General features: G+C 60.6%; 14 protein-coding genes and 1 tRNA gene. 13 read left to right on the top strand and 2 right to left on the bottom strand.

What is annotated here, in order from left to right:
- Positions 1-36 precede the first annotated feature (36 nt).
- Positions 37-1,404: a cytochrome P450 gene (locus tag PVW51_RS15685; protein WP_274575982.1), complete on the bottom strand. Its 1,368-nt coding sequence runs from the start codon at positions 1,402-1,404 to the stop codon at positions 37-39.
- Between the two features lie 132 nt (positions 1,405-1,536).
- Here PVW51_RS15685 and PVW51_RS15680 point away from each other — a divergent pair, with 132 nt between their 5' ends.
- The 3 genes from PVW51_RS15680 to PVW51_RS15670 all read left to right on the top strand — a co-directional run bounded on the left by PVW51_RS15680 (position 1,537) and on the right by PVW51_RS15670 (position 4,282).
- Positions 1,537-2,118 carry a hypothetical protein gene (locus PVW51_RS15680; protein ID WP_274575981.1) on the top strand — a complete coding sequence of 194 codons (582 nt, stop codon included), beginning with the start codon at positions 1,537-1,539 and terminating at the stop codon, positions 2,116-2,118.
- A 118-nt stretch (positions 2,119-2,236) separates the two neighbouring features.
- A complete protein-coding gene (tuf, locus tag PVW51_RS15675) occupies positions 2,237-3,412 on the top strand; it encodes an elongation factor Tu (RefSeq protein ID WP_269365791.1) in 1,176 nt (391 codons plus the stop codon).
- A 207-nt stretch (positions 3,413-3,619) separates the two neighbouring features.
- The gene (locus PVW51_RS15670; RefSeq protein ID WP_274575980.1) at positions 3,620-4,282 is read left to right on the top strand and encodes a CatB-related O-acetyltransferase; all 663 of its coding nucleotides are present in this window, start codon (positions 3,620-3,622) and stop codon (positions 4,280-4,282) included.
- A 93-nt stretch (positions 4,283-4,375) separates the two neighbouring features.
- Here PVW51_RS15670 and PVW51_RS15665 read toward each other — a convergent pair whose 3' ends face one another.
- Positions 4,376-4,873, bottom strand: a complete 498-nt coding sequence (locus tag PVW51_RS15665; protein ID WP_274575979.1) for a ferritin-like domain-containing protein — start codon at positions 4,871-4,873, stop codon at positions 4,376-4,378.
- Positions 4,874-5,027: 154 nt separating this feature from the next.
- Here PVW51_RS15665 and PVW51_RS15660 point away from each other — a divergent pair.
- The 10 genes from PVW51_RS15660 (at position 5,028) to rpoB (ending at position 15,283) form a co-directional block, all read left to right on the top strand.
- Positions 5,028-5,103 (top strand) — tRNA-Trp (locus tag PVW51_RS15660).
- A 211-nt stretch (positions 5,104-5,314) separates the two neighbouring features.
- Positions 5,315-6,064: a hypothetical protein gene (locus PVW51_RS15655; protein WP_274575978.1), complete on the top strand. Its 750-nt coding sequence runs from the start codon at positions 5,315-5,317 to the stop codon at positions 6,062-6,064.
- Positions 6,065-6,165: 101 nt separating this feature from the next.
- Complete coding sequence (gene secE / locus PVW51_RS15650) at positions 6,166-6,363, top strand: preprotein translocase subunit SecE (protein ID WP_269365797.1); 198 nt, start codon at positions 6,166-6,168, stop codon at positions 6,361-6,363.
- Positions 6,364-6,578: 215 nt separating this feature from the next.
- On the top strand, positions 6,579-7,112 hold the full coding sequence (nusG, locus tag PVW51_RS15645) for a transcription termination/antitermination protein NusG (protein ID WP_269365798.1): 534 nt from the start codon (positions 6,579-6,581) through the stop codon (positions 7,110-7,112).
- 116 nt (positions 7,113-7,228) lie between these two features.
- Positions 7,229-7,654, top strand: a complete 426-nt coding sequence (rplK, locus tag PVW51_RS15640; RefSeq protein WP_114273627.1) for a 50S ribosomal protein L11 — start codon at positions 7,229-7,231, stop codon at positions 7,652-7,654.
- 1 nt (position 7,655) lies between these two features.
- Positions 7,656-8,360: a 50S ribosomal protein L1 gene (gene rplA / locus PVW51_RS15635; RefSeq protein ID WP_269365800.1), complete on the top strand. Its 705-nt coding sequence runs from the start codon at positions 7,656-7,658 to the stop codon at positions 8,358-8,360.
- A gap of 235 nt (positions 8,361-8,595) precedes the next feature.
- Positions 8,596-9,537 (top strand): glycosyltransferase family 2 protein, encoded by a 942-nt coding sequence (locus PVW51_RS15630; RefSeq protein ID WP_274575973.1) that lies wholly within the window; start codon positions 8,596-8,598, stop codon positions 9,535-9,537.
- Positions 9,538-9,898: 361 nt separating this feature from the next.
- Entirely contained in the window at positions 9,899-10,411 is a 513-nt protein-coding gene (gene rplJ / locus PVW51_RS15625) for a 50S ribosomal protein L10 (protein ID WP_114273624.1), read from the top strand.
- Positions 10,412-10,485: 74 nt separating this feature from the next.
- On the top strand, positions 10,486-10,860 hold the full coding sequence (rplL, locus tag PVW51_RS15620; protein WP_067294893.1) for a 50S ribosomal protein L7/L12: 375 nt from the start codon (positions 10,486-10,488) through the stop codon (positions 10,858-10,860).
- A gap of 283 nt (positions 10,861-11,143) precedes the next feature.
- Positions 11,144-15,283, top strand: coding sequence for a DNA-directed RNA polymerase subunit beta (gene rpoB, locus PVW51_RS15615; protein ID WP_274575971.1), 4,140 nt, complete (start codon positions 11,144-11,146; stop codon positions 15,281-15,283).
- The last annotated feature ends 57 nt before the right edge of the window (positions 15,284-15,340 follow it).

Below are 15,340 nucleotides of genomic sequence, written 5' to 3'. Positions count from 1 at the left end.
GGCGAAAGCCAGCAGTGATCCTGAAACGCGGGCCGCTCAGGTCTTTGCCGGTGCGTTCGCTGGTTTCGCCGTCATCCAGACGCCCCCCTCCGGGCGCAGGGTCAGGATCATCACCGGCTTCGGTTCCCTGCCCGCGACGGGGGTGAATTCGAACCGCGACAGCAGGGTCGCCAGAATGATCACCGCCTCTTGCAGGGCAAAGGAGGCACCGATGCAGATGCGCGGCCCGTCCCCGAAGGGCAGATAGGCATAGCGGTCGATTGCCTTGCGATCGGCAAAGCGTTCGGGGTCGAAACGGTCGGGGTCTTCCCACAGCAGCTCGTTGCGGCCCAGGGCATAGATCGGAATCATCACCGTATCGCCCGGGCGGATCTCCCGGCCGCAAAGCGTATCGCTTTTCTGTGCGGTGCGCGAAATGATCCCGGCAGCGGGGTAAAGGCGCAGGGTTTCGTCGATGATCATGCGGATGTAGGGCAGGTTTTCCACGTCGTCGCCAGTGCAGGCGCGGCCCTGCAATACCTCCTGCACCTCCTGTCGGGCGCGTTCCTGCACCTGCGGGTCGAAGCCCAGCAGGTACATGGCCCAGGACAGGGTGAGCGCCGTCGTTTCATGCCCGGCCACGATGAAGGTCAGCAGGTTGTCGCGCAGCTCGGAGGTGGACATCTGTCGCTTCGTCTTGGGGTCGACGCCCTCCAGCAACAGGTCCAGCAGATCCGGCACGCCCTGATGGCCCCGTTTCGCGCGGGCCTCGATGGCACTGTCGGCCATGAATTTCATTTCCTTCAGCGCGGCACCGGACATGATGCGCCCCGGGCGCGGCACCCAGTCGGGGAAACCCAGGACGTCGAACAGGCTGATCTTGCCCGCTTCGGCGATGTAATCGTCGATCGCACCATGTACCTTGTCGCGGTCAAAGGTATCGCCGCCAGAAAAGGTCACATCGCCGATCACGTCGAATGTGGTTGTGACCATCTCGTCCAGCATGTTGACGGCGCGGGGTCCTGCCGCCTCGATCCGGGCCACCGTGCGTTCGGCGGCAGCGGTCATGATCGGCGAAAGGTTCATCACATTGCGATGGGAAAACACCGGCGCGGCCGCGCGCCGTTGCCAGCGCCAATGGGCACCTTCCGCAATGAACAGGCTTTCGCCAATGGCGGGTTTCAGCAGGTTCTTGGTGACCAGTGACTTGGGGTAATCCTCCAGCCGGTCCAGCAGCACTTCGCGGATTGCACCGGGGTCCATGACCATGTGCCAGCGCTTTCCCGTCTTGCCCGAGACCATGGGCTGTCGCGTGGCGATGTCCGGGATGATGCTGAGCACATTGCGCCGTGCTTCCGAGAGGCTCTTGAAGATGCCCCAGGGTTCTGTGACCAGCGGCACGCGGACGGGCAGGGTGGTGGACATGGGGGAACCTCCTTGGGCCGGTTGACTGATAGATAGGGGGTAGGGCGCCATTCGCCAACGTGGCAATTGATTGCACCGGCGGCAACCATCGGGTATCGCCTGTGAAAGCTTGGTGCTGGAAGAGGTAAACAGATGATCCGCGTACTTGCCGTATTGATGTCCGTGGCATTTCTGACCGCCTGCAATGGCGCGGCAGACCTGAACAAGGCGCCCGTGCCGCTGGGAGACTTCAGTCTCAAGCACAATATCGCGGTGGCCCCGAAGGCCGTGAAAGGCCCCCTGAGCCGCGAAGTCACCAAGGAACAGCTGACCAAGGCGCTGACCGATGCCACCGCGGAACGCTTTGGCCGGTACAACGGCAGCCGCGACTATCACTTCGGGATGAGCGTCGAGGGCTACGTCCTGGCCCAGCCGGGCATTCCGCTGGTGTTCGCGCCAAAGTCGATCCTGATCGTCAACCTCACCGTCTGGGACGACGCGAAGAACCGCAAGCTGAACGAAAAGCCGCATCAGATCACGGTTTTCGAATCCTTCGATCAGGGGCCGGTCGTGGGATCGGGCTATACCAAATCTGCGGAAGAGCAGCTCAAGAACCTCAGCCAGAATGCGGCGAAGTCGATCGAAAGCTACCTCGTGAAGCAGAACAAGGAACAGGGCTGGTTCAGTGCAGGCCCCGGTACGGGCGCTCCTGTCGCCGAAGAACCCAACGGCTAGGGCAGGGCTGCAAGTCGGTGCGAAGTCGCGCTTGATTTTACTGGCAAGACCCAATACATCGCCCGCCAGATAGGACCGGGCCGATGCGGCCCCTCAATTCAAAAAGGGTGCTACCACCATGGCAAAGGCAAAGTTTGAACGTAACAAGCCGCACGTTAACATCGGCACGATTGGTCACGTTGACCACGGCAAGACAACGCTGACAGCGGCGATCACGAAGTATTTCGGCGACTTCCGTGCGTATGACCAGATCGACGGCGCACCCGAAGAGAAAGCCCGCGGGATCACCATCTCGACCGCGCATGTGGAATACGAGACCGATGCGCGTCACTACGCCCACGTCGACTGCCCCGGCCACGCCGACTACGTCAAGAACATGATCACCGGTGCGGCGCAGATGGACGGCGCGATCCTGGTTGTGAACGCGGCTGACGGCCCGATGCCCCAGACCCGCGAGCACATCCTGCTGGGCCGCCAGGTGGGCATCCCCACCATGGTTGTCTACATGAACAAGGTCGACCAGGTGGACGACGCGGAACTGCTGGAACTGGTGGAAATGGAAATCCGCGAGCTGCTGTCTTCCTACGAATACCCCGGCGACGACATCCCGGTCATCCCCGGCTCCGCGCTGGCGGCGATGGAAGGCCGCGATCCCGAGATCGGCGAGAATTCGATCCGCGCGCTGATGGCTGCGGTTGACGAATGGATCCCGACCCCCGAGCGTGCGGTTGACCAGCCCTTCCTGATGCCGGTCGAGGACGTGTTCTCGATCTCCGGCCGTGGTACGGTTGTGACCGGCCGTGTGGAACGTGGCGTGATCAACGTGGGCGACGAGATCGAGATCGTCGGCATCCGCGACACCAAGAAGACGACCTGCACAGGCGTTGAAATGTTCCGCAAGCTGCTGGACCGTGGTGAAGCGGGCGACAACATCGGCGCATTGCTGCGTGGTGTGGAGCGTGAAGGCGTTGAGCGTGGCCAGGTGCTGTGCAAGCCGGGTTCCGTGACCCCGCACACCAAGTTCGAAGCCGAAGCCTATATCCTGACCAAGGAAGAGGGTGGCCGTCACACGCCGTTCTTCGCGAACTACCGTCCGCAGTTCTACTTCCGGACCACCGACGTGACCGGCACGGTTCAGCTGAACGAAGGCACCGAGATGGTGATGCCGGGCGACAACGTGTCCTTTGGCGTTGAACTGATCGCGCCGATCGCGATGGAGCAGGGCCTGCGCTTTGCGATCCGCGAAGGCGGCCGCACCGTTGGTGCGGGCGTGGTGTCGAAGATCACCGACTGATCGGGCAGGCGCCCGCAAGGCGCGCTCCTGAGCACACGAACAGGCAAGGCCGCTCCCACAGGGGGCGGCCTTTGTCGTTGGGGGCGGGCATGAAAGAGGTGGTTCCGTCGCGGGTCGCGATTTGTTAAAGTGCCGGTGAAACCGATGGAGGGTGACATGACAACAACCGCGATCTGACCCAATCTTTTCCAGATCAAAGGAGCTGTCATGCCCGACTCACGACCTTTCCCCGCCGCCGACGTCCTGCATCCGGTGCCATTGCCCGATGGGAGCACCCATGCCGGAACGGTTTTTCTTGCCGCCGCCGTGGACCATCCGCGTATTTCGGTCGGCGCCTATACCTATGCAAGCGCCCACCAGCCGCCCGAGGATTGGGCGGCGCATCTTGCACCCTATCTTTACGACTTCAGCCCGGAACGTTTGGTGATCGGGAAATTCTGCCAGATTGCGGATGGCGTCACCTTCATCACCGCGTCGGCAAATCACCGGTACGACGGTATTTCCAGCTTCCCTTTTGCCGTCTTTGGCGGTGGCCCTGCCGAGGGACGGCCTTCGATGCCGGGGCCGGGGCCCGATACGGTGATCGGGAATGATGTCTGGATCGGGCAGGGCGCCCGGATCCTGCCGGGGGCGCATCTGGGGGATGGCGTGATTGTCGGTGCCGGTGCGGTGGTCGCAGGGCAAATCCCGCCCTACAGCGTCGTTGCGGGCAACCCGGCCAGGGTCCTGCGCAGGCGGTTCGAGCCGCAGCAGATCGAAGCCTTGTTGCGCGTTGCCTGGTGGGATTGGCCGATTGACAGGATACTGGCGCATGAGGCGCTGATTGTCGGGGGTGACGTCGCCGGGCTGGTGGCGGCGAGCGGCGGTTGAACCGACAGGCCCAAGGGGTGCGACACATCTGCCCTGTATCAAGCGAAAGCCCCCGATGCGGGGGCTTTCGTCGTGTTATGATTTGGTCAGCGCTTAGGCGGCGGCCTTGTTGACGCCGCCGTTGGTGGCAATATCCGTCATATGGCGATCGCCGTCATAGGTGTTGTCCAGGAGCTTTTGCAGAATGCCGGCCTCCTCGTCCAGGTTCAGACGGTTGGCAAAGGCGACAAGGGAGCCGTAGCCGGCCAGCGCGTAATGCACCATGCGCTGGTATTGCGTGATGATGACCACGTCTCGTGTCGCGTCATCAGCGAAATCCGCCTTGATCGCATGGGCGCGCGCTTCGGTCACCAGACCTGCCATGCCCTTGCAGTGCTCGCCTTCGGGGTCGATGTCATGTTTGGCGCAGATCGACTTCAGGTGATCCATGCCTTCGCTGATCCCGTTGGCCCCGGCGATCAGGGCTTCGCTCAATTCCTCGTCTGCGGCGGCGCGCCCAAGCTCTGTGGTGGCGTCGAGCGATTGTTTGCAGGCGCTGTAAAGGTCCTGCAGTTGATCGTGGTAAACGTCGTGAAGGTTCTTGAGTGTCATTGCGGTCTCCTTGATTTTGGGGCTCTTGCCCGTGTCAAAGGGTCAACGCCCCGCCCCCGAGGCAGAGTTCCATCGCGATCCGGTCAATTTCGCGGCAATGCGTGCGATGCCCCTTGATCGCGGCGGCATTTGCGACTAGTCGGAAGTCCGGCATAGGGGTTTAGCTCAGTTGGTAGAGCATCGGTCTCCAAAACCGAGGGTCGTGGGTTCGAGTCCCTCAGCCCCTGCCAATCTCCCAAATCAGAATCTATGACCTGTGCGGCGGTCGGTTGTTAACGGCTCTCCCGCAATTCCCGTGGAAAATTTTCATGCGATTGCCACAGTGAAGCTGAAGTCGTTGCAGCGCCTGAAAGAACCTCTGCCTCGTTTTTGACATATTCTCGCCAATCAACAGGCTGATTGCGTCAGTATCGAAGCGCGGACTGGCTGAGAGATGCAAAGATGACGACAGCGAACCAAAACATCAAGGAACCATCGGATATCGCTCCACAGGGGCCGGCATCGCCTACGGTGGCAGAGCTCGACCCGAGCGCCCTTGCCGCGATCCGTGATCTGCTGGCATCAGAGGAACAGGCCCCGCAACCCGTTCCGGAACCGCAGGCCGCCCCGCGGATGGCCGAAGAGCCATTGGCAGCAACAGCGCCGAGCAAGCGTGAATTGCTGGAGCAGCAGGCAATCGCGCCGCCGGAGCCGCAGGCCCCTGCCGCCCAGCCCAGGAAGAAATTGGGCCGGGGCAAAAGGGCCAAAGCTGCGCGCCCGCCGCGTTCCGAAGACGGCCGAATCGCGCGTATGAAGGCCGCTGTGCTGGGGTATCGCCCGACACCGCGCCATATCGTGATCGCTGGTGCTGTCCTGATGGTCTTCTTCCGGCCCTGGCTGGTGCTGGGGCTTGCTTTCCTGTCGCTGTTCATTCTCACCGGTATCTTCCTGATCCTCGGCTATGACGGTTTCTGGCGCCGGGCCATGGGGTTTGCACGCTGGTATGCCCGCAGGCATCCGACCCGCGCGGTGGAAATGCACCGCAAGCTCGACAGTTTCGCGATGAAGTGGGATGCAATTCTCGACCGGTTCCCGGAAGGGACCGTCGATGGCCTATACCTGCCGGACTTCGGCGATCTGGCAGAAGCGGAAAGCCGTCATGACGCCGCCCTGGACCGCCGGTTTTCCGAAATGCGCGAGAGCGAGGTCTGACAGGCCCGCATGGCAAAGCGATTGGGCCCGGCTGTTACGGCTTGAATCCGCCCGACGCACCCTTTAGATGCTTCGGGCAGACAAGCGTTAGGATATATCAGATGGCCACCACCAATCCGCTACAGTTCATTCAGCAGGTGCGTGCCGAGGTGGCGAAGGTCGTATGGCCCACCCGGCGCGAGGTGCTGTTGACCACGGTGATGGTGTTCATCCTCGCGGCACTCACAGCCGTGTTTTTCGCGATCGTGGACATCCTGATCCGCGGCGGGCTGCAAAGCATTCTCGGGATGTTCGGCTGAGCGACGCTCTGTCGGAGCTGTGCCGTGAATTCGCAATCCTCCCTTGAAAGACCTGCGCGCGCAGGGTATTGCGCAGGCCTGACCTGACAAGGGCGTGCGGCGATTCGAGTTGCGCGCCGCTTTTTTATTCAGGCTTTTTCAGGTGTGCCCCACGCGGCGCACGAGCGTTACTCAGAAGGCGGCAGATGCCGCGCAAGACAGGGACCAGAGTTCAGATGGCAAAACGGTGGTATTCGGTCAGTGTCCTGTCGAACTTCGAAAAGAAGATCGCCGAGCAGATTCGCACCTCTGTCGAAGAGCAGGGCCTTGAGGACCAGATCGACGAGGTGCTGGTGCCGACCGAAGAGGTGATCGAAGTTCGCCGGGGCAAGAAGGTGACGGCAGAGCGCCGCTTCATGCCCGGCTATGTGCTGGTGCACATGGAAATGTCCGACAAGGGCTATCACCTGATCAACTCGATCAACCGCGTTACCGGCTTTCTTGGCCCGCAGGGCCGTCCGATGCCGATGCGCGATGCCGAAGTGCAGGCGATTCTGGGCCGGGTACAGGAAGGCGAAGACGCGCCGCGTACCCTGATCCATTTCGAAGTGGGCGAGAAGGTCAAGGTAGCCGATGGCCCGTTCGAGGATTTCGACGGTATGATCGAAGAGGTCGACGACGAGAACCAGCGCCTGAAGGTCTCTGTGTCGATCTTTGGCCGGGAAACACCGGTGGAACTGGAATTCACGCAGGTCAACAAGCAGGCCTGAGTGTCGGGGCATCCGCCCTATCATTGTGGGAGGCAAGGGGGCCGCGGCACCCGAACCGGACCACGCAACCAAAAACTCTTGAGACGCGTCTCAAGGGTGTTGAAAGGAGAAGGCCAATGGCCAAGAAACTCGTCGGTACGATGAAGTTGCAAGTCAAGGCGGGGCAAGCCAACCCGTCCCCGCCCGTGGGCCCTGCATTGGGTCAGCGCGGCATCAACATCATGGAATTCTGCAAGGCATTCAACGCCAAGACAGCGGACATGGAGCCCGGTGCGCCGTGCCCGACCGTGATCAGCTATTATCAGGACAAGTCCTTTACCATGGACATCAAGACGCCCCCGGCGTCCTACTACCTGAAAAAGGCTGCCAAGATTAACTCTGGCGCGAAAACGCCCAGCCGTGAAACCGTCGGCACCGTCACGCCCAAGCAGCTGCGCGAGATCGCAGAAGCCAAGGCCGCCGATCTGAGCGCCAATGACGTTGAAGCGGCGATGAAGATCATCCTGGGCTCTGCCCGCTCCATGGGCATCGAGGTGAAGTAAGATGGCAAAGCTTGGAAAACGTACCGCCGCCGCCCGCGAAGCATTCGTCGGCAAGGAAGATGTGACTGTTGAAGAAGCGGTTGCACTGATCAAGAGCAACTCCAAGGTCAAGTTCGACGAGACCATGGAAATCGCCCTGAACCTCGGCGTTGACCCGCGTCATGCGGACCAGATGGTCCGTGGCGTTGTCGGCCTGCCCAACGGCACCGGCAAGACCATGCGCGTTGCCGTGTTCGCCCGTGGCCCCAAGGCAGAAGAAGCCCAGGCCGCCGGTGCGGATATTGTCGGCGCAGAAGACCTGATGGAAACCGTGCAATCCGGCAAGATCGAGTTTGATCGCTGCATCGCCACGCCCGACATGATGCCCATCGTGGGCCGTCTGGGCAAGGTGCTTGGCCCCCGCAACCTGATGCCGAACCCCAAGGTCGGAACCGTGACCATGGACATCAAGGAGGCCGTCGAGGCAGCCAAGGGTGGCCAGGTTCAGTTCAAGGCCGAAAAGGGCGGCGTCGTGCATGCCGGCGTCGGCAAGCTGAGCTTTGACGAGGCCAAGCTGGCTGAAAACATCCGCGCCTTTGTGGGTGCAGTGGCCAAGGCCAAGCCGACAGGCTCCAAGGGCACCTACATGAAGAAGATCAACCTGAGCTCGACAATGGGCCCCGGGATCTCCGTGGCGGTTGACGACGCGATGACCGGTCAGGCCTGATCGGCCTTGAACGGATAACTGATTGGAGAGGGGCGGTGGCAATGTCACCGCCCTTTTTCTTTTAAGGCCTGTCCTTTTCCGATCTGTCTGCTCCCGACAGATCGGCACTCAGATGTGACCCAAAGGTCGCGTTTGGGGGCATCCGCGATCTCTGCCCAATTTTTGCCATATTTCCTGCCGATTTCTTCCATCGAAGTAATTTGAAAATCGCGTCAAAAGCGATGAACGAGGCAGTATGCAGTCTGGTAAGTGGTCCGTGGTGGCCATCCTTCGCGAACCCCGCGAAGTCTTGGAACGGTTTGTCGCATGGCATTTGCATCAGGGCGCGGATCGTATTTTCCTATATTTTGATGATCCGGAAGATCCGGGTATCGCGGCGATGGACCGCTTTGGCGACCGCGTTGTCGTGACCCGTTGCACAGAGGCTTTCTGGGAAGAATTGGGCGTGCTCGACGCGGTGAATTTCACCAAGCGGCAAAACGCGGCGATCCTGCATGCATATCGGCAGATCAAGGACGGCTGGGTTGCGGTTGTTGATGGGGATGAATTGATGTGGTCCAGGGACCGGCCCCTGTCGGAGGTATTGGCGTCCCTGCCGGAAAGCGACAGGTCCGTTGTTTTCCGTCCGGTCGAATACGTCAATTTCCCGCAGCAGCCGGACAGGCTTCTGTTTCGCCGTTTCATCGACGGCGATCTGCTGGACAAGGTGTTCGGCATCTTCGCGGTCTACATGAACCGGAACCGCGGCTTTGCCGGGCATGTCACCGGCAAGACCCTGACCCGCGCCGGGCTGGAGGTTTCCCGCGCGCATCCGCATTGGTTTGTCGATGCGCAGGGCAAGCGGATCACTGACGGGTCCAAGACGCTGGACGACGGCTGCGCGCTTTTGCATTTCTACTTCCTGAATTACGCAGACTGGCGGCGCAAGGCGGATTTTCGGCTCAAGGCATTCAGGAACGGCCGGAGGGACCTGCTGTTGGCCAAGATGAACCGGCTGGTGAAACTGGGCCGCGAACGCAAGCTGCGGCATCTGTGGAGCCGGTTGCACCAGATCACGCCGGAACAGCATGACACGATGAAAGCGCATGATTTGCTGCTGGAACTGGACATGGACATGAAGGGCATCGTGCACCAGTATTTCGGCGAGGTCGAAGAACACTTGCGCATGGCGGGCTGATCCGGAATACTTCGGAAAAGGCCTGTATCCCTGCTGCGCCGGACCGCGCCAAGCGGTCTGACCGGGCTAAGTGTGCAACTTGCGCATTTGGGGGTTGGAAATCCCCCGTCAACTGTTTATCCCACCCCTCAGGTACAAAGCGCGATTCGTCGCGCTTTTGTGCTTTTCGTCCGAGACGGTGGGTGTTGAAGGCTTTTCAACATAATTCCTGCCTGAGACGGGAAACGGCAGATTTTCTTCGGACAGCCCGATGGGCGATCCGCAGCGACGCGTCCGGCCCCCGTAAGGACCCGAAAGTCGGGGCCATCAGTCCCGGCAAAACTGAGCCGGAGGGGCAACCCTCCCTTACTGGAGTGAAACTGTGGATAGAGCACAAAAAGAACAGTTGGTCGACGAGCTCGGCCAGATCTTTGAAAGCTCTGGCGTCGTTGTGGTAGCCCACTACGTCGGTCTGACAGTTGCTGAAATGCAGGACCTTCGCGCGCGTGCTCGTAACGCTGGCGGGGCCGTGCGTGTTGCCAAGAACAGGCTCGCCAAGATCGCCCTTGAGGGTAAGCCATGCGCAAGCATTGCCGACCTTCTGACGGGCATGACCGTTCTGACCTATTCTGAGGATCCCGTGGCTGCGGCCAAGGTTGCTCAGGACTTCGCCAAGGAGAACCAGAAGTTCGTTATCCTTGGCGGTGCAATGGGCGAGAACGCACTCGACGTGGCCGGTGTGGAATCCGTGTCCAAGATGCCTTCGCGGGAGGAGCTTATCTCCACCATCGCGGGCATGCTGGGCGCACCTGCATCGAACATCGCCGGGGCCATTGGCGCACCTGCAAGCAACATTGCATCCATCCTGTCCACGATCGAGGACAAGGCTGCGTAAGCAATTCGTCATATCGGCGTGCTGGTTGAAACAACACGTTGGAACACACATATCGTTAACGGAAAGAGCTAAACATGGCTGATCTGAAGAAACTGGCAGAAGAGATCGTTGGTCTGACCCTGCTGGAAGCACAAGAACTGAAAACAATCCTCAAGGACGAATATGGCATCGAGCCCGCAGCTGGCGGCGCAGTGATGATGGCCGGTCCTGCTGACGCCGGTGGCGCAGCAGCCGAGGAGAAAACTGAATTTGACGTCGTTCTGAAGAACGCGGGCGCATCCAAGATCAACGTGATCAAGGAAGTGCGCGGCATCACCGGTCTGGGCCTGAAAGAAGCCAAGGACCTGGTCGAAGCCGGCGGCAAGATCAAAGAAGGCGTCGACAAAGCCGAAGCCGAAGAAGTCAAAGCGAAGCTGGAAGCAGCTGGCGCGGAAGTCGAGCTGGCCTAAGCGGTCGCCGAGGGAGCCGATCTTTTCGAAAAGATCGGACCGGAATTTTCAAAATTCCGGCACATCCCGCAAGAATATTGGCTGGACGGGGCGATTGTCCTGTCCAGCCAAACCTGTCTTGAAGGGTGCTTTTGCGAAAGCATCCTTCTGGAGAGGTCCACAGGTCGGAAGGGGTGCGGTGGGACGCATCCCAGCATTGACCGGAAAACTCCGCTCTTAAAGCAGCGCCTCACGGCCCCGGTGAGGACGCGCTTGGTGAGAGAATCGAAAGGTGACACGACACATGGCACAATCCTTCCTTGGCCAGAAACGTCTGCGTAAATATTATGGCAAAATCCGCGAAGTGCTGGAAATGCCGAACCTGATCGAGGTTCAAAAATCGTCTTATGACCTTTTCCTGAATTCCGGCGATGCCGAGACCCCCACGGATGGCGATGGCATCCAGGGCGTGTTCCAGTCGGTTTTCCCGATCAAGGACTTCAACGAGACTTCCGTGCTGGAGTACGTCAAGTACGAGCTGGAAAAGCCCAAGTACGATGTTGAGGAATGTCAGCAGCGCGACATGACCTACAGCGCACCGCTCAAGGTGACGCTGCGTCTGATCGTGTTTGATATCGACGAAGACACAGGCGCCAAATCGGTCAAGGACATCAAGGAACAGGACGTGTTCATGGGCGATATGCCCCTGATGACGCCGAATGGCACGTTCATCGTGAACGGCACGGAGCGTGTGATCGTTTCCCAGATGCACCGTTCTCCCGGCGTGTTCTTTGACCACGACAAGGGCAAGACGCATTCCTCGGGCAAATTGCTGTTCGCCTGCCGGATCATTCCTTATCGCGGCTCATGGCTGGATTTCGAATTCGACGCCAAGGATATCGTGTTCGCGCGCATCGACCGTCGCCGCAAGCTGCCTGTGACCACCCTGCTTTATGCTCTGGGGCTGGACCAGGAAGGCATCATGGATGCCTATTACAAGACCATCACCTACACCCTGCAGAAGAACAAGGGCTGGGTTGCCCCCTTCTACCCCGAGCGGGTACGTGGCACGCGCCCAACCTATGACGTTGTTGACGCGGCCTCTGGTGAAGTGCTCTTCGAGATGGGCAAGAAAGTCACCCCGCGCGCGGTGAAAAAGCTGATCGACGACGGGAGCGTCACGGAGCTGCTGCTGCCCTTCGATCACATCAACGGCAAGTTTGTCGCCAAGGACATCATCAACGAGGAAACCGGCGCGATCTATGTCGAAGCCGGTGACGAGTTGACGCTGGAATACGACAAGGACGGCACGCTGATCGGTGGCACCGCGAAGGAGCTGATCGACGCGGGCATCACCGAGATCCCGCTTCTGGACATCGACAACATCAACGTCGGCCCCTACATGCGCAATACCATGGCGCAGGACAAGAACATGAACCGCGACACCGCGCTCATGGACATCTACCGCGTCATGCGTCCGGGCGAGCCGCCCACCGTGGAAGCCGCCTCTGCCCTGTTCGACACGCTGTTCTTTGACTCCGAGCGCTATGACCTTTCCGCCGTGGGCCGGGTCAAGATGAACATGCGTCTCGACCTCGATGCCGAAGACACCGTGCGCACCCTGCGCCGCGAAGACATCGTTGCCTGCATCAAGGCGCTGGTGGACCTGCGCGATGGCCGTGGCGACATCGACGACATCGACCACCTGGGCAACCGTCGTGTGCGTTCCGTTGGCGAACTGATGGAAAACCAGTACCGCGTCGGCCTGCTGCGCATGGAGCGTGCGATCAAGGAACGTATGTCCTCGGTCGAAATCGACACGGTGATGCCGCAGGACCTGATCAACGCGAAACCGGCCGCAGCCGCGGTGCGTGAATTCTTCGGCTCCTCGCAGCTGTCGCAGTTCATGGACCAGACCAACCCGCTGTCCGAAGTGACGCACAAGCGCCGCCTGTCGGCGCTTGGACCGGGCGGTCTGACCCGCGAACGTGCCGGCTTTGAGGTGCGCGACGTGCACCCGACCCACTATGGCCGGATGTGCCCGATTGAAACGCCGGAAGGTCCGAACATCGGTCTGATCAACTCGCTGGCGACCTTTGCCCGCGTGAACAAATACGGCTTCATCGAAACGCCCTACCGCGTGGTTAAGGACAGCAAGGTGACCGATGAGGTCCACTACATGTCCGCGACCGAGGAAATGCGCCACACTGTGGCGCAGGCCAACGCATCGCTGGATGAAAACGGTCGCTTTACCAACGAGATGGTGAACACCCGTCGGTCCGGCGACTATACGCTGGCCCCCACCGAAAGCGTTGACCTGATCGACGTGAGCCCCAAGCAGCTGGTCTCGGTCGCCGCTTCGCTGATCCCGTTCCTTGAGAACGACGACGCGAACCGCGCCCTGATGGGATCGAACATGCAACGTCAGGCGGTTCCGCTTCTGCAGGCCGAGGCGCCGCTGGTCGGCACCGGCATCGAGGAAGTCGTGGCACGCGATTCCGGCGCGGCCTATATGGCCAAGCGGGCGGGTATCATCGACCAGGTCGATGCGTCGCGTATCGTGATCCGGGCAACCGAAGACCTTGAGCTGGGCGACGCGGGCGTGGACATCTACCGCATGCGCAAGTTCCAGCGGTCGAACCAGAACACCTGCATCAACCAGCGTCCGCTGGTGAAAGTGGGTGAGACGGTGACCAAGGGGCAGGTGATTGCCGATGGTCCGTCCACCGACATGGGCGAGCTGGCTCTGGGCAAGAACGTGGTTGTCGCCTTCATGCCGTGGAATGGCTACAACTACGAAGACTCGATCCTGATCTCCGAACGTATCTCCCGCGATGACGTCTTTACCTCGATCCACATCGAGGAATTCGAAGTCGCCGCACGTGACACGAAACTCGGGCCGGAAGAGATCACCCGCGACATTCCCAACGTCGGTGAAGAAGCGCTGCGCAACCTCGACGAGGCGGGCATCGTGTACATCGGCGCGGATGTGGAGCCGGGCGATATCCTGGTCGGCAAGATCACACCGAAAGGCGAAAGCCCGATGACGCCGGAAGAGAAACTGCTCCGCGCCATCTTTGGTGAAAAGGCATCGGACGTCCGCGATACATCGCTGCGGGTGAAACCGGGTGACTTCGGCACGGTCGTCGAAGTGCGCGTGTTCAACCGCCATGGTGTGGAAAAGGACGAACGTGCGCTGCAGATCGAGCGTGAGGAAGTCGAACGCCTGGCCCGTGACCGCGACGACGAACTCGCGATCCTCGACCGGAACATCTATGCGCGTCTGCGCGAGATGATCCTGGGCAAGGTCGCTGTCAAAGGCCCGAAAGGTGTCAAATCGAACAGCCAGATCACCGAAGAGATGCTGGACGATCAGCTGTCCCGCGGTCAGTGGTGGCAGTTGGCGCTTGAGGACGAAGACGACGCGAAAATCGTCGAGGCCCTGAACGAGCAGTACGAGATCCAGAAACGGACCTTGGATGCACGTTTCGAGGACAAGGTCGAGAAAGTGCGTCGTGGCGATGATCTGCCCCCGGGCGTGATGAAGATGGTCAAGGTGTTCGTGGCGGTGAAGCGCAAACTGCAGCCGGGCGACAAGATGGCCGGTCGTCACGGGAACAAGGGTGTGATTTCGAAAGTGGTGCCGATGGAGGACATGCCGTTCCTCGCGGATGGGACCCCGGTCGATTTCTGCCTCAACCCGCTGGGCGTGCCGTCGCGTATGAACGTCGGTCAGATCCTTGAGACACACATGGGCTGGGCCGCGCGCGGTCTGGGTCTGAATGTCGACGAGGCGCTGCAGGAATATCGCCGGTCCGGCGACCTGACCCCGGTGCGCGAGGCGATGAGCCATGCCTACGGCGAAGACGTCTATGCCGAGGGAATCGAAGGCATGGATGAGGACACGCTGATCGAGGCTGCAGGCAACGTGACGCGCGGTGTGCCGATTGCCACACCGGTCTTCGACGGTGCCAAGGAAGCGGATGTGAACGACTCGCTCAAGCGGGCCGGTTTCGACACCTCCGGTCAGTCGGTGCTGTTCGACGGTCGCACAGGCGAGCAATTTGCCCGTCCCGTGACCGTGGGCGTGAAGTACCTGCTCAAGCTGCACCACCTGGTGGATGACAAGATCCACGCGCGTTCGACCGGGCCGTACAGCCTGGTTACCCAGCAGCCGCTGGGCGGTAAGGCGCAGTTCGGTGGCCAGCGCTTTGGTGAGATGGAGGTCTGGGCTCTGGAAGCTTACGGCGCCGCCTACACCCTGCAGGAAATGCTGACCGTCAAGTCGGACGACGTCGCGGGCCGGACCAAGGTCTATGAAAGCATCGTCAAGGGCGAGGACAACTTCGAAGCGGGCATTCCGGAGAGCTTTAACGTTCTCGTCAAGGAAGTGCGCGGCCTCGGCCTGAATATGGAACTCCTGGATGCGGAGGAGGATGAGTGAGGCATCAAGCGGTGCGCAGTAAATGCGCACCCTACGCAGGGCGCGCGTTCATCGCGC

Source organism: Sulfitobacter sp. PR48 (assembly GCF_028807335.1).
GTDB lineage: Bacteria > Pseudomonadota > Alphaproteobacteria > Rhodobacterales > Rhodobacteraceae > Sulfitobacter.
Note: the sequence above shows the minus strand (reverse complement) of the source record. Positions and strands in the feature narration are given on the sequence as shown.